Source organism: Hydrogenophaga sp. L76 (assembly GCF_057654755.1).
Genome location: NZ_CM172807.1, coordinates 3,525,898 through 3,544,423, shown reverse-complemented (window position 1 = coordinate 3,544,423; position 18,526 = coordinate 3,525,898). Strand labels below are relative to the sequence as shown.

At 68.3% G+C, this 18,526-nt stretch carries 18 protein-coding genes; 9 read left to right on the top strand and 9 right to left on the bottom strand.

Features of this window, described 5'->3' with window-relative positions:
• Positions 1–123: 123 nt before the first annotated feature.
• The 3 genes from AC23D4_RS17300 to AC23D4_RS17290 form a co-directional block, all read right to left on the bottom strand.
• Entirely contained in the window at positions 124–582 is a 459-nt protein-coding gene (locus tag AC23D4_RS17300) for a hypothetical protein (protein WP_472886820.1), read from the bottom strand.
• A 57-nt stretch (positions 583–639) separates the two neighbouring features.
• Positions 640–1,143, bottom strand: coding sequence for a YiaA/YiaB family inner membrane protein (locus AC23D4_RS17295; protein WP_487623638.1), 504 nt, complete (start codon positions 1,141–1,143; stop codon positions 640–642).
• 216 nt (positions 1,144–1,359) lie between these two features.
• A complete protein-coding gene (locus tag AC23D4_RS17290) occupies positions 1,360–2,820 on the bottom strand; it encodes an MFS transporter (RefSeq protein WP_472886818.1) in 1,461 nt (486 codons plus the stop codon).
• A 124-nt stretch (positions 2,821–2,944) separates the two neighbouring features.
• Here AC23D4_RS17290 and AC23D4_RS17285 point away from each other — a divergent pair, with 124 nt between their 5' ends.
• The gene (locus tag AC23D4_RS17285; RefSeq protein ID WP_472886817.1) at positions 2,945–3,859 is read left to right on the top strand and encodes a LysR family transcriptional regulator; all 915 of its coding nucleotides are present in this window, start codon (positions 2,945–2,947) and stop codon (positions 3,857–3,859) included.
• A gap of 38 nt (positions 3,860–3,897) precedes the next feature.
• Here the strand turns inward: AC23D4_RS17285 and AC23D4_RS17280 are convergent, their stop codons facing one another.
• Both AC23D4_RS17280 and AC23D4_RS17275 read right to left on the bottom strand, forming a co-directional pair.
• Positions 3,898–5,871 (bottom strand): MFS transporter, encoded by a 1,974-nt coding sequence (locus tag AC23D4_RS17280; protein ID WP_472886816.1) that lies wholly within the window; start codon positions 5,869–5,871, stop codon positions 3,898–3,900.
• A 26-nt stretch (positions 5,872–5,897) separates the two neighbouring features.
• Positions 5,898–6,782, bottom strand: coding sequence for a hypothetical protein (locus AC23D4_RS17275; protein ID WP_472886815.1), 885 nt, complete (start codon positions 6,780–6,782; stop codon positions 5,898–5,900).
• Between the two features lie 208 nt (positions 6,783–6,990).
• Here AC23D4_RS17275 and AC23D4_RS17270 point away from each other — a divergent pair, with 208 nt between their 5' ends.
• From AC23D4_RS17270 to AC23D4_RS17260, 3 genes are all read left to right on the top strand, one after another.
• Complete coding sequence (locus tag AC23D4_RS17270) at positions 6,991–7,722, top strand: helix-turn-helix domain-containing protein (RefSeq protein ID WP_472886814.1); 732 nt, start codon at positions 6,991–6,993, stop codon at positions 7,720–7,722.
• 94 nt (positions 7,723–7,816) lie between these two features.
• Complete coding sequence (locus AC23D4_RS17265; protein WP_472886813.1) at positions 7,817–8,662, top strand: ProQ/FinO family protein; 846 nt, start codon at positions 7,817–7,819, stop codon at positions 8,660–8,662.
• The gene (locus tag AC23D4_RS17260) at positions 8,659–9,924 is read left to right on the top strand and encodes an MFS transporter (protein ID WP_472886812.1); all 1,266 of its coding nucleotides are present in this window, start codon (positions 8,659–8,661) and stop codon (positions 9,922–9,924) included. Before AC23D4_RS17265 ends, AC23D4_RS17260 begins: the two co-directional genes overlap by 4 nt.
• Positions 9,925–10,042: 118 nt before the next feature.
• On the opposite strand, the gene AC23D4_RS17255 is transcribed toward AC23D4_RS17260, so the two are convergent.
• Genes AC23D4_RS17255 through AC23D4_RS17245 form a run of 3 tightly spaced genes read right to left on the bottom strand, consistent with a single transcriptional unit; the run spans position 10,043 to position 13,455 of the window.
• Positions 10,043–11,338: an FIST signal transduction protein gene (locus tag AC23D4_RS17255; RefSeq protein WP_472886811.1), complete on the bottom strand. Its 1,296-nt coding sequence runs from the start codon at positions 11,336–11,338 to the stop codon at positions 10,043–10,045.
• Between the two features lie 41 nt (positions 11,339–11,379).
• Positions 11,380–12,573, bottom strand: coding sequence for a PhaM family polyhydroxyalkanoate granule multifunctional regulatory protein (locus tag AC23D4_RS17250; RefSeq protein ID WP_472886810.1), 1,194 nt, complete (start codon positions 12,571–12,573; stop codon positions 11,380–11,382).
• A 42-nt stretch (positions 12,574–12,615) separates the two neighbouring features.
• Positions 12,616–13,455 carry an enoyl-CoA hydratase/isomerase family protein gene (locus tag AC23D4_RS17245; RefSeq protein ID WP_472886809.1) on the bottom strand — a complete coding sequence of 280 codons (840 nt, stop codon included), beginning with the start codon at positions 13,453–13,455 and terminating at the stop codon, positions 12,616–12,618.
• A 251-nt stretch (positions 13,456–13,706) separates the two neighbouring features.
• On the opposite strand from AC23D4_RS17245, the gene AC23D4_RS17240 reads away from it, so the two are divergent.
• From AC23D4_RS17240 to AC23D4_RS17225, 4 genes are all read left to right on the top strand, one after another.
• The gene (locus AC23D4_RS17240) at positions 13,707–14,066 is read left to right on the top strand and encodes a TraR/DksA family transcriptional regulator (protein WP_472886808.1); all 360 of its coding nucleotides are present in this window, start codon (positions 13,707–13,709) and stop codon (positions 14,064–14,066) included.
• Positions 14,067–14,120: 54 nt separating this feature from the next.
• The gene (locus tag AC23D4_RS17235; RefSeq protein WP_472886807.1) at positions 14,121–14,570 is read left to right on the top strand and encodes a hypothetical protein; all 450 of its coding nucleotides are present in this window, start codon (positions 14,121–14,123) and stop codon (positions 14,568–14,570) included.
• A 55-nt stretch (positions 14,571–14,625) separates the two neighbouring features.
• Entirely contained in the window at positions 14,626–15,069 is a 444-nt protein-coding gene (locus AC23D4_RS17230; RefSeq protein ID WP_472886806.1) for a VOC family protein, read from the top strand.
• A 151-nt stretch (positions 15,070–15,220) separates the two neighbouring features.
• On the top strand, positions 15,221–16,378 hold the full coding sequence (locus AC23D4_RS17225; RefSeq protein ID WP_472886805.1) for an ABC transporter substrate-binding protein: 1,158 nt from the start codon (positions 15,221–15,223) through the stop codon (positions 16,376–16,378).
• A 27-nt stretch (positions 16,379–16,405) separates the two neighbouring features.
• Here the strand turns inward: AC23D4_RS17225 and AC23D4_RS17220 are convergent, their stop codons facing one another.
• Positions 16,406–17,416: a fumarylacetoacetate hydrolase family protein gene (locus tag AC23D4_RS17220; RefSeq protein WP_472886804.1), complete on the bottom strand. Its 1,011-nt coding sequence runs from the start codon at positions 17,414–17,416 to the stop codon at positions 16,406–16,408.
• 214 nt (positions 17,417–17,630) lie between these two features.
• Here AC23D4_RS17220 and AC23D4_RS17215 point away from each other — a divergent pair, with 214 nt between their 5' ends.
• Positions 17,631–18,524 (top strand): IclR family transcriptional regulator, encoded by an 894-nt coding sequence (locus AC23D4_RS17215; protein ID WP_472886803.1) that lies wholly within the window; start codon positions 17,631–17,633, stop codon positions 18,522–18,524.
• The last annotated feature ends 2 nt before the right edge of the window (positions 18,525–18,526 follow it).

Below are 18,526 nucleotides of genomic sequence, written 5' to 3'. Positions count from 1 at the left end.
CTCGTTAAACAGTGAAACGCCTCGCATGAGGAAGCCCCAACCGGGAAACACCGCGGAACCGGCTTCGCCGGGCCGCTGGTGTTGCCCCCTGAAAGGGGGGAAGCGCCGGAGGCGCTGCGGGGGTCAGAAAGTGATTCTTTCGTTGTGGAGAAGAGCGCGCCCCAGTTCGTTGGGGATAAAGCACAGCACCTCACCCGCCGCCGAGAGCAACACGCCGGTGCCGATCACGCTCACCGCCACCGCCGTGCCCACGCTGGCCGCCACGCCCGAGGCCGCGCGCCCCGTCAGATCCACACTGGCCCGCGCGCCGTCCGACGCCCGCTCCAGCACGATCACCGTGCCGCGCGCCGACACCTCGACCGTTTTCACCACCAGCACCGCGCCACTCACCGTGAGCGCCACCGGCAGCGCGCTCACCGCCACCGCGCCCGCCGCGGCACTGCCCGCCACACCCACCACCGAGGCGACCGGCAAAGCCGAGAGCACCAGCGAAGCCTCGCTCTGCGCACGGGTCGGGCCGGCGACCAAAGCCAGCGCCAGGCCGGCGGCGAGAAAAGTCTGGGTCAGATAAGAACGTGTCATGTCATTGCTCCTGAAAAGGAAACCGGGTCAATCAAAGAGGGGGAAAGAAAAGCCGCTTCAGGCCACCGCCTGAGCAGCAGCCACCGAGCGTTCGGCCAGCGCCTGCTGGCGGCCCGCCACATGCGCCTCGGACAGGTCTGCCTCGTGGCGGTCGCGCAGCGTCTTGGCCAGCGTGAACGCCGAGGTCACGAGGTAAAGCCAGCTCACGCCCAGATAGGCCTTGTAGGTCTGATCGATCTGCATGCGCAGCAGGCCCCAGAGCGTGAGCCCCATCGCCACCGCAAAACCGCCCCAGACCACGAGCCGCCACATCGGCGTCTCGGCCTCACCCGTGAGGCTGGCCTTCTGCGTGTCGCGCACCGCCTTGGACAACACAAACACCGTGGACAGGCAGAACACATAGCCCATCACCATGAACGCGCGGTCCAACGCCTGCCCCGGCAGGTAGGCCAGCCCGGTGGCGCAGAGAAACACCGCGAGGCCGAACGACACCCAGACCTGGAGCTGCCAGGCACGGGTGTCGCGCATCACGATGAGGGGGGAACGGGGGCTGCTGGCCATGTGAAACCTCGTGAGGTTGTTGAACATGGCGCGATGGTGGGATGGGCGCAGGTATCCGATGGCAGATTTGACTACTGGAATCAAAAAATCGAACTTTCAGGATCGACATCCGATACTTTTTGACCCACTGCGTCTGAACCGCCCGTCAAAGGCATCGTTCGCCCTCGACCTGGATCGGTCGCCCGTTAGCCGGCGGGCGACCGCCCGGTCCACGGTTCAAGCCTGGGCCTCTGCACGCGGTGTGATGCGACGGGAAGCGGTGGCGCCCAGCCACGTGAGCACACCGCCCAATGCCACCAACACCGCCGCCACGAAAAACGTGAGGTGCAGGCCGGCCGTCAGCTGTTGCGCACCCGCCGTGGCCACCAGGTTTGTCGAAGCCCCGAAGCTGAACACCGCGCCCATGGCCGATGCCCCGGTGATCAGGCCCAGGTTGCGCGACAGGTTGAGCAGGCCCGACACCACACCCCGTTGGTCCGCTGTGGCGCTGGCCATCACCGCGGTGTTGTTGGCCGACTGGAAAGTGGCGTAGCCCGCTGTGATGAGGGCGAGCGCGCCCGCGTAGCCGGCCGCGCCCCAGGTGGTGGCCGCGAGCGGCAGCGTGACGGCCCCAAGGAACATGGTGGCCAGCCCCGCCGCGCCCACCGGGTGCGAGCCCACCCGGTCCACCAGGCGGCCGGCCGGCGCGCCGAACACGGCGGCCACGGCCGGGCCGACCGACATCACCAGCCCCATGCGCGTCGCGTCCATCTGGAGCGCGCCCACCAGGTAAAACGGCCCCACCACCAGGGTCGCCATCACCACGGTGGTGACCAGCGCGCTCGCCGCAAAGCCCGTGGCCATCACCGGGTGGCGGAACGTCACCAGTCGCACCAAGGGCGCTGCCACCCGGGTCTCGGCGAAAACAAATGCCCCGAGACCCAGCAGGGCCAGGAGCAACAGGCCCGCGTTGAGGGGGCCGAACGCGCCGCGCCCGAGCGTCATGGCCAGCGAATAGGCCGCGAGGCTGAGGGCCAGCAGCACCGTGCCCACGGGGTCGAAACGAACGGGCTTCGCGGCGTCAGAGGCCTGGTCGGGTGGCAGGTGGCGGTAGGCCATCACCAGCGCCAGGAGCCCCAGCGGCACGTTGATCCAAAACACCGCGTTCCAGCCGCAGACGCCGATCAACAGGCCGCCCAGGGTGGGGCCCAGCGCGGTGCCCACCGCCGACACGCTCCCCAGCAACCCCATGGCACTGCCCACCTGGTGCTTGGGCACCCGCTCGCTGACCAGGGCCATGCTCAGCGCCATCATGGTGGCGGCACCCAGGCCCTGCACCACTCTGGCAGCAATCAACTGCCACAGGGTGGTGGACGCTCCGCCCGCGAGCGACGCCAGGGTGAACACCACCAGGCCCCACAGCATGAGCCGGCGCCGACCCACGAGGTCACCCAGGCGGCCCACCGTCACGATCACCACCGTGATGGTCAGCAGATAGGCCAGCACCACCCATTGCACCGCCTGAAACGACGCAGAAAACGCCTGTGTCAGGGTGGGCAGGGCCACGTTGGCAATGCTGGTGCCCAGTGAAGACAGCAACATCGACAAAGACAGGCTGAACAGCACGCGTTTCAGGGCCGGTGCCGAGGGGGTGGCGGCGGTGGCGGGGGCCGCTTCGAGGGGGGTAGGAAGAGACATGTCGGGCTCCGGAAAAAGGATCACCCGATGCTAGGGAGCGGGTCGTGCTGGCGGAAGGCGCGTGCCGCGCAATCAACAAGTGCATCCAACGCCATGCGTGGGGCTTGCGTGCTATGTTTCCGGCATGACCTCGCTCGACTTCAACCTGCTGTTGACCCTGGACGTGCTGCTGTCCGAACAGAACGTCGCCGGCGCCGCCCAACGGCTGAAGCTGAGTCCCTCGGCGATGAGCCGGGCATTGGCCCGCCTGCGCGAAACCACGGGGGACGCGCTGCTGGTCAGGGCCGGGCGCGGCCTGGTGCCCACGCCCCGCGCGCTGGAACTGCGAGAGCGCATCGGCCCCCTGGTGCAGGAGATCGAGGCGGTCATGCGCCCCCTGAACGCCCTCAAGCTGAGCGAACTGGCCCGGATGTTCACGCTGCGCAGCAGTGAGGGGTTTGTCGAAAACTTCGGCGCAGCGCTGATCCAGCGTGTCGCCGAAGAGGCGCCGAATGTGCGCCTGTGTTTTGTGCAGAAACCCGACAAGAGCAGCACGGCACTGCGGGATGGGGCGGTCGATCTGGAAACCGGGGTGGTGGGCGCCACGATGGGGCCGGAAATCCGCGCGCAGGCCCTGTTCCGCGACCGCTGGATCGGCGTGGTGCGCAACGGGCATCCGCTGCAACACGAAGCGCCCATCACGACGGAGCGATTCGCGCAAGGTCGCCACATCGCCGTCTCAAGGCGCGGTGTGGTCGGTGGCCCGGTCGACGTTGCGCTGGCACCCCTCGGATGGCAGCGCAACGTGACCACCATCACCAGCGGCTTCGTCGCAGCCTTGGCGCTCGCACGCGGCACCGACCTGATCGCCTGCGTGCCCGAGCGCCACACTGAAAACCTTCGAGGCGATCTGCACAGCTTCGCGCTGCCATTCCCCGTGCCGGCATTCTCCATTTCCCTGTTCTGGCACCCGCGGCAACAGGCGGACCCGGCACACATGTGGTTGCGCCGAGTGGTTCTGGAGACCTGTGGCGCCGATCACCCCCCAACGCCCGGTTGAATCGGGCGCCCGCTGTGCAGGCCGCCGGCCAAGGCAGCTCAGTTGCCGAGAAGGCCCGCCACCCGATCCCTCAAGGCCTCTGGCGTCACCGCTCCAGCTTTCACCGGTTCGCCCACATTCAGCCCCACGCGGCTGAACACGCCGCGCCGGAACGGTTTGACCATGGCGGTGGGTTCGCCGCCCGCCAGCTCAACGCGGCTGAAGTACGAGCCCCACAAGTTGGTGAGCGCCATGGGGATGACGCTGACCGGCACACCGTCGGCCTGTGCCTGCGCGAGGATCTTGGCGATGCCACCTTTGAAGGGTTGCAGGGTGCCGTCGCGGGTGATGCCGCCTTCGGGGAAGATGCCGAGCAGGTCGCCTTCGCGCAGCACCTGGGCGGCGGCGGCAAACGCGGCTTCGTAGGCGGCGGGGTCTTCTTTCTGCGGTGCCACGGGGATGGCCTTGGCCAGCCTGAACAGCCAGCCGAGCACCGGCACCTTGAAAATGCGGTGGTCCATCAGGAAGCGGATGGGCCGTGGGCTGGCGGCCATGAGCAACACGGCGTCGACAAAGCTCACGTGGTTGCAGACGATGACGGCCGCGCCCTGGATGGGGATGTGTTCGTCGCCCACCACCTTGAAGCGGTAGACGAAGCGCGAGAGCACCCAGGCCACGAAGCGCAGCAGGTACTCGGGCACGAGCATGAAGATGTAGAACGCGACCACGGCGTTGGCCAGGCCGACGAAGAGGAACATCTGCGGGATGGTGAAACCGGCCTGGAGCAAGGCCCCGGCGATCAGCGCGCTGGCGATCATGAACAGCGCGTTGAGGATGTTGTTGGCGGCGATGATGCGGGCGCGGTGCGTGGGCTGGCTGCGCATCTGGATCAGCGCGTACATGGGCACGCTGTAGAGCCCGGCGAACAGGCTGAGCAGGGCCAGGTCGGCGAGCACGCGCCAGTGCGCCGCGTCGGCCATGAAGGCGCCCAGACCCAGGCCGCTGGCGGGCGGCAGTCCGCGGGTGGCGAAATACAGGTCAACCGAGAACACGGTCATGCCGATGGCGCCGAGCGGCACGAGGCCGATCTCCACATGGCGGCGGCTGAGCACTTCACACAGCAGCGAGCCGGTGCCGATGCCGATGGAGAACACCACCAGCAGCAGCGAAGCCACCTGTTCGTCGCCGTGCAGCACGTCTTTGGCGAACGCGGGAAAGAGGCTGAGAAACACGGCGCCAAAGAACCACATCCAGCTGATGCCGAGCACCGAGCGGAACACCACCGTGGTCTGGCGGGCCAGTTGCAGGTTGCGCCAGGTTTCGGTGAGGGGGTTCCAGTTGATGACCAGCCCCGGGTCCATGGCCGGTGACGCGGGGATGTGGTGCGCCGCCACACGGCCCAGCACGGCCAGCGCCACGCAGGTGAAGCCCACGTGGTGCGCGCCGATCTCGGGCACGGCGATGATCAGGCCACCCGCCACGTTGCCGAGCAGGATGGCGACGAAGGTGCCCATTTCGACCATGCCGTTGCCACCGGTGAGCTCGCGTTCGCTCAGGTGCTGCGGCAGGTAGGCGAACTTGACCGGGCCGAACACGGTGGACTGCAAGCCCATGAGGAAGATGCAGGCCAGCAGCACCGGGATGTTCTGCACAAAGAAGCCCCAGGCGGCGATGGCCATGATGCCCATCTCGATGCGCTTGAGCCAGATGAACAGCCAGCGGCGGTCGAGCTTGTCGGCCAGTTGGCCACTGGTGGCGGAGAAGAGCAGAAAGGGCAGGATGAACAGCGCCCCGATCACCAGCCCGGCCAGGTCGGCCGGCAGCCACTGCACCTGCAGCTGGTAGGTCACCAGCACGGTGAAGGCGAACTTGAACAGGTTGTCGTTGGCCGCGCCGAGAAACTGCGTCCAGAAGAAGGGGGCGAAGCGGCGCTGGCCCAGCAGTGAAAACTGGCCGCCCTCATGGGCGCCGGGACTGGCATGGCCGGTGGGGGCCGTGGGGACCCCGGCGGACGTGGTGGCTGGGCTGCTCATGCGGATCTCCTCCAGAATTCTTGTGATCATGGTTCCGAGGGCGCCGCGCCGCGGCCCGTTGCCCGCGCATTCTGCCGCATCGCCCGCAGCACCGGCCAGGCGGCCAGACCGGCCACCAGGTGCTTGAGGCTGTGGCCCGACACCCCGTCGCCGGTGGCGTGAAAAACGGCTTCGTCGCCCAGCTCCAGCAGCTTGGCCAGCGCATACAGGCCGATCAGCACGCCGAGGCGCACCCCCAGAGCGCCGGCCCTGGGTTTGTGCAGGGCGAGCCAGGCCATGAGCGCCATGCCGCCGAACTGCACCACGGCCCAGGGCAACACATTGCCGTGGGTGAGCGGCATCGCGGCCGAGAGCAGCGCCACCACCAGCGTCAGGCGCATCACACATGCCGCGGGTTTCTGCCCCACGCGCTCGGCCACCGCCAGCGCCAGCGCACCGGCGAAGGTGACCGCCATGCCCATGCGGTCAAGCACCAGGCCGTGGGCATCGGGGGCCCAGTGGTACCAGGCGGAGCCGAAACCCGTGGCCAGCAGACCGCCGAAGAACACGGCCAGCGCCAGCCGGGTGCCCGGCGCCCAGGGGCCACCGCGCAACAGCGCCCACCCGCCCAGCAGAGCGGCGACCACCATCGCCCCGTTGGTCCAGACGTCCATGAAGTTGGGCACACCCCAGAGGCTTCGGGCGTCCACGAACGGGTGGCCGTGGGCATGCAGCGCGGCGGGGCCGTGGGCGTTGAGCGCCAGACCGCTGTGCGCCAGCAGGGCCGGCCCGGCGATCACGGCCAGCAGCCAGAGCACGAGCAACGCGGTGCCCAGGGTCACCAGCCGCTGCCCGACCGGCGCCAGGGGCATGGATCGCAGCACACACAGGGTGGTGGGTCGGCGGGTGACAGATCGGGCGGACAAGGACATATCGGCACTCCGGTGGCGCATGGGCCGGTGAAACACAGGGACAAAGGGCGAGACCGGGGCGCAGTGTCTGACCGGTGGGCGCCAAAACGGGTCAAATTCCGATACAGTGCTCCAACGTCCAACCAAAGGTATCGATATTCGATACCCATGAGCGCCGCGCCGCACCAAACCAGCCCGCGCCGCAATGCACAGCACGAAGGCATTTCCCATGAGCACCATCCAGGACCTGGTCACCGCCCTGAAGAAGGAACTCAAGACCGCGCAGATGACCTACGCCGACCTGGCGCGGGCCATGGGCATGGCGGAATCGAGCGTGAAGCGCATGCTGGCCAAGGGCGACATGTCGCTCTCGCGCGTGGACGAGATCTGCCGCGCGCTGCGGCTGGACTTCGCCGATCTCGCGCGCCGCGTGGCCGACGCCCAGCCGCTGCTGCGCGAGATGACGGCCGAACAGGAGCGCGCCGTGGTGGCCGACAAGAAGCTGCTGCTGGTCGCGATCTGTGTGCTCAGCCAGTGGACGCTGGAGCAGATCACCGCGGCCTACCGGCTCAGCGAGGCCGAGTGCGTGACCTGCCTGGCGCAGCTCGACCGCATCGGCATCATCGAGCTGCGCCCGCTCAACCGCTACCGCCTCAAGCTCGCCAAGACCTTTCGCTGGCGGCCGCACGGCCCGGTGATGAACTACTTCCGCGACCACGCCCTGCTCGACTATTTCGCCGGCGGCTTCGACGGCTCGGGCGAGGGCCTGCTGCTGGTGCACGGCTCGATCAGCCGCGCACTCGCACCCATCTTCGTGGAGCGGCTGCAGCGCGTGGCACAGGACTTTGCCCAGCAGCACCAGACCGACCAGAAGCTGGCCGAGAAAGACCGGGAAGGCTACACGCTGGTGCTGGCGATGCGCGAATGGGAGTTCGAGGCTTTCGGCAAGTTGAGGCGGTGATGGTTTCCCCACAGACGCGCTGCCGCCAGCGCTGGCATGATGTCGGGCCTTGCCCAGATGTGGGCCCACTTCTTTTCCTGCTCCGCACGCCTCCATGAACGCACCCGCCAACGACACGCCCGACCACACCGCTGCGGCACCCGCTGAAGCCAGCGCCTCCGAGCCCACCGGCGCCGCACCGCGCGGCCAGCGTCCGAACCGCGGTCGCCGCCCGCAGCGCCCGGCCGCCGAGCGCCCCGCGGGCCAGGCGCCCGCGCGCCAGCACCCGGTGCTGGACCAGTTGGCCACGCTCTACCCCGCGCTGTTTGGCGAGACGCTGCTGCCGCTCAAGCGCGGCATCTTCGAAGATCTGCTGGCGGCCCACCCGGAGGCGCTGGACAAAGACAGTCTCAAGGCCGCGCTGGCGCTGCACGCGCGCTCGACCCGCTACCTGACGGTGGTGGCATCGGGCCTGCGGCGCCACAACCTGGCCGGTGAGCCGGTGGAAGACCTCACGCCCGAACAGGTGCACCACGCGCTGATCGAGGTCTTCCGCCGCCGCGGCGCGCGCAGCCGCGAAGACCTGCGCCCCAAGCTGCGCCAGCGCATCCTGCAGGCCTATGAAGCCTCGGGCCTGCCGCGCGACGCCTACGCCGAGCGCGTGCGCGGGCGCGACGAGGAAGTGAACCAGCTCACCCACGACGCGCTGACCGTTGCCGCAACGCGCGAAGCGCGCGAAGAAGCCCTGCTGCGCGCCTTCGATGCCAGCGGAAAAACGCTCAACGAGTTCGCCGACATGTACGGCCTGCACGTGCTCGACGCCAACCGCACGCTGGAGCGCGCACGGGCCCGGCTGAGCCGCCCGGCCACCCCGACGGCCCCGACAAGCCCCGAGACCACGGTCGACGCGCCCGCCACCGAACCCGCAGCCGAACCCGGCGCCCCCTCCCCCGCCCCATGAACCCGGCCCCGCCCGCCGCCGCCACCGAATCGCCCTACGCGTGGTTCCGGCTCGTGGTGTCGCTGGCGCTGATGACGCTGGGGGGCGCGGGCATGTATTCGGTCACGGTGGTGCTGCCACGCATCCAGGCCGACTTTGACGTCGCGCGCGGCGACGCCTCGCTGCCCTACACGCTGACCATGGTGGGCTTTGGTCTGGGCGGCATCCTCATGGGCCGCCTGTCCGACCGCTTCGGCGTGATGGTGCCGGTGCTGGGCGGCGCGGTGGGGCTGGGCCTGGGTTTCATCGCCGCGGGCGCGGCCCAGAGCCTGTGGCAGTTCAGCCTGGCGCAGGGCATCCTGATCGGGCTGCTGGGCACCTCGGCCACGTTTGCGCCGCTGGTGGCCGACACCTCGCGCTGGTTCACCCGCCGCCGAGGCATCGCGCTGGCGATCTGCATGAGCGGCAACTACCTGGCCGGCGCCGTCTGGCCGCCGGTGATCCAGCATTTCATCGACAACGGCGGCTGGCGCCAGGCCTACACCGGCATCGGCGTGTTCTGCCTGCTGGTGATGCTGCCGCTGGCGCTGGTGCTGCGGCGCCGCCCGCCGGACATGCCCGCACCGCAGCCGGTCACCGCCACGCAACCCGGCGCACCCCAGCACGGCGAACGCCCGCTCGGGCTCTCGCCCGGCACGCTGCAGGCCCTGCTGTGCGTGGCCGGGGTCTCGTGCTGCGTGGCGATGTCGATGCCGCAGGTGCACATCGTGGCCTATTGCACCGACCTGGGTTTTGGCGCTGCGCGGGGCGCGGAGATGCTCTCGGTCATGCTGGGCATGGGCATCGCCAGCCGGCTGATCTCGGGCTGGATCTCCGACCGCATCGGTGGCCTGCGCACCCTGCTGCTGGGCTCGGTGCTGCAGGGCGTGGCGCTGCTGATGTTCCTGCCCTTCGACGGCCTGGTGCCGCTGTACCTGATCTCGGGCCTGTTCGGCCTGTTCCAGGGCGGCATCGTGCCAAGCTACGCGCTGATCGTGCGCGAACACTTCTCGCCCGCCCAGGCCGGCGCGCGCGTGGGCACGGTGTTGATGGCCACGCTGTTCGGCATGGCGCTGGGCGGCTGGATGTCGGGCGCGATCTTCGACCTGACCGGCTCCTACCAGGCCGCCTTCCTCAACGGCATCGGCTTCAACCTGCTCAACGTCGGCATCGTGCTGTTCCTGCTGAAGCGGGCGCGCGGCCCCGGCGCCGGCCACGCCCGGGCCCGGGTTGCTCCCACCTGAGAGCCCGACCGCAACGCATGAAACGGAACAGCCCTGGGGCATCGCCGGTCCGGCGCTGCCGGACGGCCAGCGCCGCCCCCTTGAGGGGTAGCACGAAGCGCTGCGGGAGTGTTTCGGTTCAGGCCACCGGCATGGTGAACACGGTCAGCACGCCGGTGTAGCCGTAGAGCCGGTGGTGCGCGATCTCGCCGCCGGCAAAAAATCCGACCAGGGGCACATCGCCCAGCGCGCGCCGCACGATCTGCAGTTCGGCGCTCGGGCTGCCAAAGTGTGGTCCGCCGCGGCCGGCGCAGCTCACGTACACCGCGCCTGCGATGCGGCGCGCGGGTTGTGGCGCGGCATCGGCCTCCGGCGATTCCAGCGCCGTGGCCAGGGGCAGGCTGAGCTCTTCGGGCTCCAGCTCCTCGCGCACCTCGGCACACACCCGGATCAGGTCGGCGCGCGCCGCCTGCACGTTGCGCTCGCAAAACGCCAGCCGGCTGCCCACCGGCGCCACGTCGGCAATCGCCACGCCGCGCCGCCCCGGGTCCAGGCCGATGATGTGGCGCACCGTGACTTCGGGGCCGAACTGGCCGCGCCGCTGCGGTGATCGCACCCCCTCCCCGGCGATCGGCGCCGTGAGGCCCACGAGTGTGGCGCGCAGGCGCGGCATGGCCGCTTCAGGCTGTTCGAGCGAAATGCCGAGTTCGCGCAGCAGCACGTCCAGCGCGGGCTCGTGGTCCAGCGAGAGCACCAGGTTGCCGTCGGCGGCCGTCACCGTGCGTTCGCGGTCCACCGGCTGGGCCCCCTGCGTGACGCGCGAGATCAGGTCCACGCCCGGGCCGAAGGCCACGCCGCTCAAGCCCCCGTGAAACACGCCGCTGGAAGCGCCATGCCCTTGCAGGTTGCCCGCACTGCTGAACGCGAACTGCACGCTGTCGCTGCGGCTGCCCACCAGACCACCAAACAGGTAGCCGCTGGTGGTGCGGTCGGCCATCTCGGTGATCAGTTCGGCCAGATCGGGGGTGTGGCCGTCGGCGTGCACCAGCGCGGTGTGGGCCTCGAAACCATCCACCCCGGCCGCGCGCCCGCTGGCCGCCAACGGCGCCACGCCGCTGAACACGCGGTACTGATCGGGACTGAGGTCGCACAACATGACGGCCAGCGCCGGCTCGTCAAAGTACTCGACGTTGTTGGCCGCGATGCCCACCCCCACCGTGCCGGCCCAGTCGGTCACTTCGGGCAGTTCGGCGCTGAGGTGTTCGAGGATGGCTTCGGCCTCGCTGGCGTAGTGGTCGGTGATGTAGAGCAGTGCCAGCGAAGGCGCCCGCGCGGCGCCCGGCAAGGCGAGCTGCGCACGCAACTGGGCGAGCACCAGCGCGGCGGCCATGCGCCACTGGGGATGGGTGGCGTGGGCGTAGGGAAAGGGTTTCATGGTGATACGACCTCGGCACGGCCGGAGGGTTCAGCGCAGCGTCAGCGCCGGCCGGTGCTGCGCGCCGACTTGCCGGCAGCGGGTCTGCGCGTGCCCGCCTTGCGGGCCGGTGCCTTGGCTTTGGCCTTGGGTGTTGCTGCAGCTTTGGGTGCAGCTGCAGCTCTGGGCACTGCGGCGGGCTGCTGGAGCCCGGTCAAGGGGAAAAAGGCGGTCGGCATGGGCCAGTTGCCGGTGGACAGCGGCTGGGCCAGGTTGGCGCGGGGCGCAGCGGTGGGCGCCGGCTGGGCGGCGCGCACGCGCGCCGGCGCCTTTTTGGCGGCGGGTTTCGGGGCGGCCTTTTTGGCGGCGGGTCGGGCGGGCGCCTGGCGACCGGAGACGGCGCGTGCGGCGGCCTTGCCCATGCCGGCCGCGGTGCCCACGTTGCGCGCCACGGTTTCGGTCAGGCCCCGCGTGACTTTGCCGGCCACACCGGTAGCGGTTTTCACGGCCTGCTCGGTCAGGCCACTGGCCACCTGGCGGGTGCTGTCCAGCGCCGTCTGCTTCGCCACATCCTTCATGGCGTTGGTGGCGATGTGCTGGAACTGCTGCGAGAGCGCGCCCCACCATTGCATCGGGTCGATCACGCCGCCGGCGGGCGCGGCCGGTTGAGCGGGAACGGGCTGCGTTCGGGTCTTGCGCGACCGGGACACCGGCGGCGGCGCGGGTTCTTCGTCTTCCTCGTCTTCGATGTCCTCGTCGATCTCGTCTTCGTCCTCTTCCGCCTCGGCGTCATCGTCAGAAGCCGCTGGCGGTGTCGGCGTGCCATAGGTTCGGGGCGGTATTTCCAGGCCGGCGAACTGGGTGTGCACCGGGGCCGCTGTCGGGGCGCCGCCCGTGAAACTGGCCACGGTGTCGGCGGCCTTGATCTTGAGCGCGTTGGCGACGTCACCCAGGCTGAAATTCATGTTCTTCAAGGTGGCCAGCGTCATCTTCTGGACTTCCAGCGCCTGGATGGTGGCGGCGAGCGCCTTGCTGTTCTGGTCGAGCCAGAAGTGCACCGCCTTGAGCTCCTCGATGCGTTTTTCGAGGTCTTCCACGTTGAAGGTGGGCGCCACCCAGTGGCTCAGGTTGGGCATCTGGGGGAGGCTGTTGCCGAGGCCCTGCGCCACACCACCGGCGGCCTGCCCCGCGAGGTTCTGCAGGAACTCGAAACCCGGAACGAATTTGCCAAAACCGCTGCCCGATGTGTCGCTCATGGGAGTCTCCTGTGGGTGTCTCTGGGTGGCGTGCACGCCGGTTCAGCTGTCCACGCCGTAGCGTGGGGCGCGGCGCTCACGCAAGGATGCCACACCTTCGCGCACATCGGGTCCGGCAAAACCCATGAATTCGAGGGCCAGCGAGGTGTCGAACGCCGGGCCGGCCTGGCGCAGCCAGTTGTTCAGCGAATACTTGGTCCAGCGGATCGCGGTCTGGCTGCCCGAGGCCAGCCGGTCGGCCACCTCGTAGGCCTTGTCGAGCAACGCGTCGTCGTCCACCGCGAGCGACACCAGACCGATGCGCTCGGCCTCTTCGCCGCTGATGGGCTCGCACAGCATCAGGTAGTACTTGGCCTTGGCCAGCCCGCAGAGCAGCGGCCAGACGATGGCCGCGTGGTCGCCCGCCGCCACACCCAGGCGGGTGTGGCCATCGACGATCTTCGCGGACTTCGCGGCGATGGAAATGTCTGCCAGCAGGCCGGCGACCAGGCCCGCGCCCACGGCCGGGCCGTGCATGGCGGAGACGATGGGCTTGTCGCAGTTGATGACGTTGTAGACCAGGTCGCGCGCTTCTTTCCAGACGCGCGTGCGCACATCGAAGTCGGTCGCCATGTCCTGCACCAGCGCCAGATCTCCGCCGCCCGAAAAACCCAGGCCGCTGCCGCGCAGCACGGCGCAGCGCACGCTGTCGTCGCGCCCCACGTCGCGCCAGATCTCGCTCAGTTCCCAGTGGCCTTCGTGGCCGGCGGTGGGCAGCTTGCCATTGCCGCCAGGTCCGTCGGCGCGCATCTGGATGTCAAGCACCGAGGGCACGCCGTCCACGGGCGGGCCACGGCGGGCAATGGCGAGCGTCTGGTAGCGGCTGTAGTCGACAGTGTTCATGGGTCTCTCCGTTGAAATCGGGCGTGCCCGCCCAAAATCCGGGCCAGGGTCCCGTCGATTCTGCTCCGTTTGCCCCACCAAACCGCCATCGATTGCGCCGTGTTTACCCGGGGGATTGCCCGGCTCGCCCTCTTGCGGCCAAGGTCGCTTGACGTGTGTCAACACCCGTCCCGGCGAGCAGGCGCAAGATGGGTCCGTGGGGTTGGGAGATTCTTCCGGAAACCCCCTCTCAAAAATCCAGAGGAGTCAGCATGAGCCAGAACATTTCCGACACCTATGCCAGCCAACTGCAGCAGATGCGCACCGAGGTGCTGGCCCAGTTGCGCGCCCAGCGGGGCGGTAAGGTCGGCCGTGCCGAATCGGCAGCCGAAGCGCGCGAGTCCGCGAGCGACGACAGGGCCACTGCCGAGACCGAGCGCGACCTGGCCTTTGCACTGGAAGAGCGCGAGTCCGCCGAGCTGGTGGCGATTGATGAGGCCCTCAAACGCATCGCCGACGGCAGCTACGGCCTGTGCATCGACTGCGGCGTTGCCATCGCCGCCGCGCGGCTGCACGCCAACCCGACCGCATTGCGATGCGTTGCCTGCCAGGAGAAGGCCGAGCAGGCCTGACACCCACCGCACCGACCCCGCGCCCCTTTCACTTATTTTTTCGGAGGTTTTCCCATGCCCACTTTTCACGCTGTCGTCTGGATGGATCGCCGCGAGGCCCATGTGCTGATGTTTGATCGTGAACATGTCGAGTCCGAGAGCATCAAGTCCCGCTCGCACCACAAAGCCACCGGTGGCCATGTGGGTTCGCACCAGCTGATGCACGGTCGCGGCCCCGCGGCCGGTGGCAGCCACTCCCCCGAAGGCGGGCACGACTCGGCCGACGAAAACTTCTACCACGAGGTCGCACAGGCGCTCCAGGGCGTGCGCGAAATTCTGGTCGCCGGCCCGGCACAGGCCAAGGACGAGTTCCGCGCGCATTGCCAGCGCCACGACAAGGACATCGCCAGCGCCATCGTCGATGTGGTTTCCGCTGACCACCCCTCTGACCGCCAGTTGGTGGCCATGGCGCGCCAGTATTTCCTGAAGCACGACCAGAACGCCGGCGACCCCACGCAGCGCTGAGCCCGACGCCAGCGTCTGCACGGCATATTCGCAGGGGGTTTGTTATCCTGCCGGGATGCCGACCCACAGCCACCAGACCCTTCCCGCGCGCAGCCTGTTCCACCTCGCGTTCCACGTCACCGACCTGGACGAAGCCCGCCGCTTCTATGGCGGTGTGCTCGGCTGCGCCGAAGGGCGCAGCACCGAGACCTGGGTGGATTTTGATTTCTTCAGCCACCAGATCTCGCTGCACCTGGGCGAACCGTTCAAGACCACGCGCACCGGCCGTGTGGGTGAACATCTGGTGCCCATGCCGCACTTCGGCCTGGTGCTGCTGTTGCCCGCATGGCAGGCGCTCGCCAGCCGCCTGGAAACAGCGGGCATGGACTTCGTGCTCAAACCCCAGTTGCGCTTCGAAGGCCAGCCCGGCGAGCAATGGACCATGTTCTTCTGCGACCCGTTTGGCAACCCGATCGAAGTCAAGGGATATGCATCGCTGGACGCGATCTTCGCCGGCTGACCGGCCGCCAACCGTCGCTGCAATCGACGAGCGGCACTTTTCAGGACCCAGGCGATGCGCAGCGGGCACCCTCAGACGCTAGCATCGGGAACTTGGCGGTACCACGCCGCCGCATCGGCCCTTCCCAACCTTCACCTTGACGGACAGCGACATGACCTCCACCGCAACATCCCCCGGTCTATCGCGACGCGCTTTCAGCGGCCTCCTCGCTGGCGCCGCGGCACTGGGCACCCCCGCCCTGAGAGCCCAGTCGGGCAACCGGGTCGTGCTGGGTCAGTCGGCTGCGTTCACGGGCGCCGCCGCCCAGCTGGGCATCCAGTTCCATGCCGGCGCCAAGCTGTTTTTCGACCAGCTCAATGCGAAGGGCGGCGTGAACCAGACTCAGATCGAGCTGCGCCAGCTCGACGACGGCTACGAACCCGCTCGCTGCGTGGAGAACACCCGCAAGCTGCTGGACGATGAGGTGTTTGCCCTCTTTGGCTACATCGGCACGCCCACCAGCCTGGTGGCGCTGCCCCTCGCCACCCAGGCGCAGACACCGTTCTTTGCCCCTTTCACCGGCGCCATGGGACTGCGCCAGCCGTTCAACCGCATGGCCTTTCACATGCGCGCCTCGTACAACGACGAGACGGCATTGATCGTGCGCCAGCTCACCAACCTGGGCCTGAAGAAGATCGCCGTGTTCCACCAGAACGACGCCTACGGCAAGGCCGGTCTGGACGGCGTGACACTGGCCCTGGGTGCGCTGGGTCTCAAGCCGGTGGCCACGGCCACGGTGGAACGCAACACGGTCGACGTGGCCGAAGCGGTGAAGACCATCAACGCTGCCCAGCCCGATGCGGTGGTACAGATCAGCGCCTACACCTCGTGCGCGGCCTACATCAGGGCGGCGCGCAAGGCGGGCTTTGGAGGCACCTTCTTCAACGTGTCGTTCGTGGGCACGCAGGCACTGGCCGACGAGCTGGGCAAGGAAGGCGCCGGCGTGGTGGTTTCGCAGGTGGTGCCTTCGCCCTACAAGGCTTCGAGCGCCGTGACGCGCGAGTTCCTGGCGCTGATCGCGCAGGGTGGCAACAAGGTGCAACCCAACTTCTCCAGCATGGAAGGGTTCATGGCCGCCAAGCTGTTTGCCGAAGGCATGCGCCGCGCGAGCGGCGGCCGACCCACCCGCGACGGTCTGATCAGCGGGCTGGAGAGCATCCGCAACTACGCCATGGGCGGCTTCGACGTGTCCTTCAGCGGCAGCAACCACGTGGCCTCTAAGTACGTCGAGCTGTCCATGCTCACCGGCGACGGGCGCGTGCGGACCTGAGAAGCTGAGCCGCCGCGCCGAACGGTATCAGGCCTCCAGCGGGGCGATCTTCTGGTCGATGGCGCCAAAGATGCTCTGGCCGTCCTTGCCCTTCATCTCGATGCGGATCGTGTCGCCGAACTTCATGAACTCGGTCGACGGCTTGCCGTCCAGAATGGTTTCGATGCAGCGCTTTTCGGCGATGCAGCTGTAGCCCTTGGGCCAGTCCTTCTTGCCGTCGACTTCGATGCCCTTGTTGCTGACGGTGCCGCTGCCCACGATGGAGCCGGCGCGCACGTTGCGGGTCTTGCCGATGTGAGCGATGAGCTGGCCGAAATGGAAGGTCATTTCCGGGCCGGCGTCGCACATGCCAACCTTGCGGCCGTTCCAGGTGCTCTGCAGCGTCAGGTTGACACGGCCACCCTGCCAGGCGTCGCCCAGCTCATCGGGCGTCACGGCCACGGGGCTGAAGGCGCTGGCGGGCTTGCTCTGGAAGAAACCGAAGCCCTTGGCCAGTTCGTTCGGAATCAGGTTGCGCAAAGAAACGTCGTTCACCAGCATCAGCAGGCGCACGCCGTCGAGCGCCTGCTCGGGCGTGCAGCCCATGGGCACGTCGCCCGTGACCACGGCGATCTCGGCCTCGAAGTCGATGCCGAAGTCTTCGCTGGGCACGACCACGTCGTCGCAGGGGCCGATGAAGTCGTCGCTGCCGCCCTGGTACATCAGCGGGTCGCTGTAGAAGGTGTCAGGCACTTCGCTGTTGCGTGCGGCGCGCACCAGCTCCACATGGTTCAGGTAAGCCGAGCCGTCGGCCCACTGGTAGGCACGCGGCAACGGCGCCATGCACAGGGCCGGATCAAACGGAAAAGCGTGCCGCGCCTTGCCCTGGTTGAGGGTGACATAGAGGTCATGCAGCTGGGGCGCATGGAAGTTCCAGTCGTCCAGTGCCTGCTGCAGCTTGTGGGCGATGCCCGTCGCATAATGGGCGGTCGAGAGGTCGCGCGAGACCACCACCAGTTGTCCGTCGCGCGAGCCGTCTTTGTAAGTGGCGAGTTTCATGCAAGTCTCCTGCTGTCGCTGGGCGTTGAAGGGTTCGGTTTTACCCGGTTCGGCACCTGAGGCGCACCCGGTTGAAGCATCTAAAATTACGAATAGTGAAATCAGTTAACCTATCCGTAAAAATCGGATTCTAGACCAAAGCCCCGATCCCGGTGCTGGCCCGCCTCAAAAAGACCCACAGGCCGACCGCCACCCGACCCGCTGCACCCACACCATGCCCGCCGCGAAAACCCCGATCAAGCAAACCAGCCCCGCCAGCCTGTCAGCCGTACCCGATGCCGACCACGCTGAAAACGGCGACCCCCGGGCGGGCATCCAGTCGGTGGAAGTGGGTTTCGAGTTGCTCAGCGCCCTGTCCGATGCGCCCGGTGCGCTGATGTTGCGCGACCTGGCCGCAGCCGCCGGCATGAGCGCCGCCAAGGCGCACCGCTACCTCGTGAGCTTCCAGCGCATGGGCCTGGTGATGCAGGACCCGGTGAGCACGCGTTACGACCTCGGCCCCGCCGCGCTGCGGCTGGGTCTGGCCAGCCTCTCGCGCATCGATGCCGTGAAGCTGGCGCGCGAACGCCTGCCTCAGCTGCTGGCCGAAACCGGCCACACACTGGCGATTGCCGTGTGGGGCAACCAGGGGCCGACCATGGTGCACTGGCTGGAAGCACCGCAAACCGTGCCGGTGACGCTGCGCCTGGGCGACGTGATGCCGCTGCTGACCTCCGCCACCGGTCGCTGTTTTGCCGCCTTCACCGGTCATGAGGGCCGCGACGGCCAGCGCATCGCGCCGATGATCCGCGACGAACTCGCGCGCATGAAAAAACTGCCCCCCACCGGCCTGCCGCTGGTGGACGTGCCGCAGACCCCACAAGACGTGCAGGCCGTCCTCGCCGAAACCCGCCAGCATGGTCTGGGCCGAGTGGTCCACAGCCTGCTGCCCGGTGTGGGCGGCTTCTGCGCCCCGGTGTTCGACGCTCAGGGACGCCTGGCCATGGGTCTGGTGGTGCTGGGCTCGGTGGCCACGCTGGACACCCGCTGGGACAGCGCACCGGCCTCTGCGCTCCTGCGGTGTGCGCAGCAGCTCAGTGCGGACCTCGGCCACCGCGCTCCCGCCTGAAT

Excerpts from the sequence above, each read along its gene's own strand:
- AC23D4_RS17300 (WP_472886820.1), bottom strand. The coding sequence starts at position 582 with ATGACACGTTCTTATCTGACCCAGACTTTTCTCGCCGCCGGCCTGGCG.
- AC23D4_RS17295 (WP_487623638.1), bottom strand. The coding sequence starts at position 1,143 with ATGGCCAGCAGCCCCCGTTCCCCCCTCATCGTGATGCGCGACACCCGT.
- AC23D4_RS17290 (WP_472886818.1), bottom strand. The coding sequence starts at position 2,820 with ATGTCTCTTCCTACCCCCCTCGAAGCGGCCCCCGCCACCGCCGCCACC.
- AC23D4_RS17285 (WP_472886817.1), top strand. The coding sequence starts at position 2,945 with ATGACCTCGCTCGACTTCAACCTGCTGTTGACCCTGGACGTGCTGCTG.
- AC23D4_RS17280 (WP_472886816.1), bottom strand. The coding sequence starts at position 5,871 with ATGAGCAGCCCAGCCACCACGTCCGCCGGGGTCCCCACGGCCCCCACC.
- AC23D4_RS17275 (WP_472886815.1), bottom strand. The coding sequence starts at position 6,782 with ATGTCCTTGTCCGCCCGATCTGTCACCCGCCGACCCACCACCCTGTGT.
- AC23D4_RS17270 (WP_472886814.1), top strand. The coding sequence starts at position 6,991 with ATGAGCACCATCCAGGACCTGGTCACCGCCCTGAAGAAGGAACTCAAG.
- AC23D4_RS17265 (WP_472886813.1), top strand. The coding sequence starts at position 7,817 with ATGAACGCACCCGCCAACGACACGCCCGACCACACCGCTGCGGCACCC.
- AC23D4_RS17260 (WP_472886812.1), top strand. The coding sequence starts at position 8,659 with ATGAACCCGGCCCCGCCCGCCGCCGCCACCGAATCGCCCTACGCGTGG.
- AC23D4_RS17255 (WP_472886811.1), bottom strand. The coding sequence starts at position 11,338 with ATGAAACCCTTTCCCTACGCCCACGCCACCCATCCCCAGTGGCGCATG.
- AC23D4_RS17250 (WP_472886810.1), bottom strand. The coding sequence starts at position 12,573 with ATGAGCGACACATCGGGCAGCGGTTTTGGCAAATTCGTTCCGGGTTTC.
- AC23D4_RS17245 (WP_472886809.1), bottom strand. The coding sequence starts at position 13,455 with ATGAACACTGTCGACTACAGCCGCTACCAGACGCTCGCCATTGCCCGC.
- AC23D4_RS17240 (WP_472886808.1), top strand. The coding sequence starts at position 13,707 with ATGAGCCAGAACATTTCCGACACCTATGCCAGCCAACTGCAGCAGATG.
- AC23D4_RS17235 (WP_472886807.1), top strand. The coding sequence starts at position 14,121 with ATGCCCACTTTTCACGCTGTCGTCTGGATGGATCGCCGCGAGGCCCAT.
- AC23D4_RS17230 (WP_472886806.1), top strand. The coding sequence starts at position 14,626 with ATGCCGACCCACAGCCACCAGACCCTTCCCGCGCGCAGCCTGTTCCAC.
- AC23D4_RS17225 (WP_472886805.1), top strand. The coding sequence starts at position 15,221 with ATGACCTCCACCGCAACATCCCCCGGTCTATCGCGACGCGCTTTCAGC.
- AC23D4_RS17220 (WP_472886804.1), bottom strand. The coding sequence starts at position 17,416 with ATGAAACTCGCCACTTACAAAGACGGCTCGCGCGACGGACAACTGGTG.
- AC23D4_RS17215 (WP_472886803.1), top strand. The coding sequence starts at position 17,631 with ATGCCCGCCGCGAAAACCCCGATCAAGCAAACCAGCCCCGCCAGCCTG.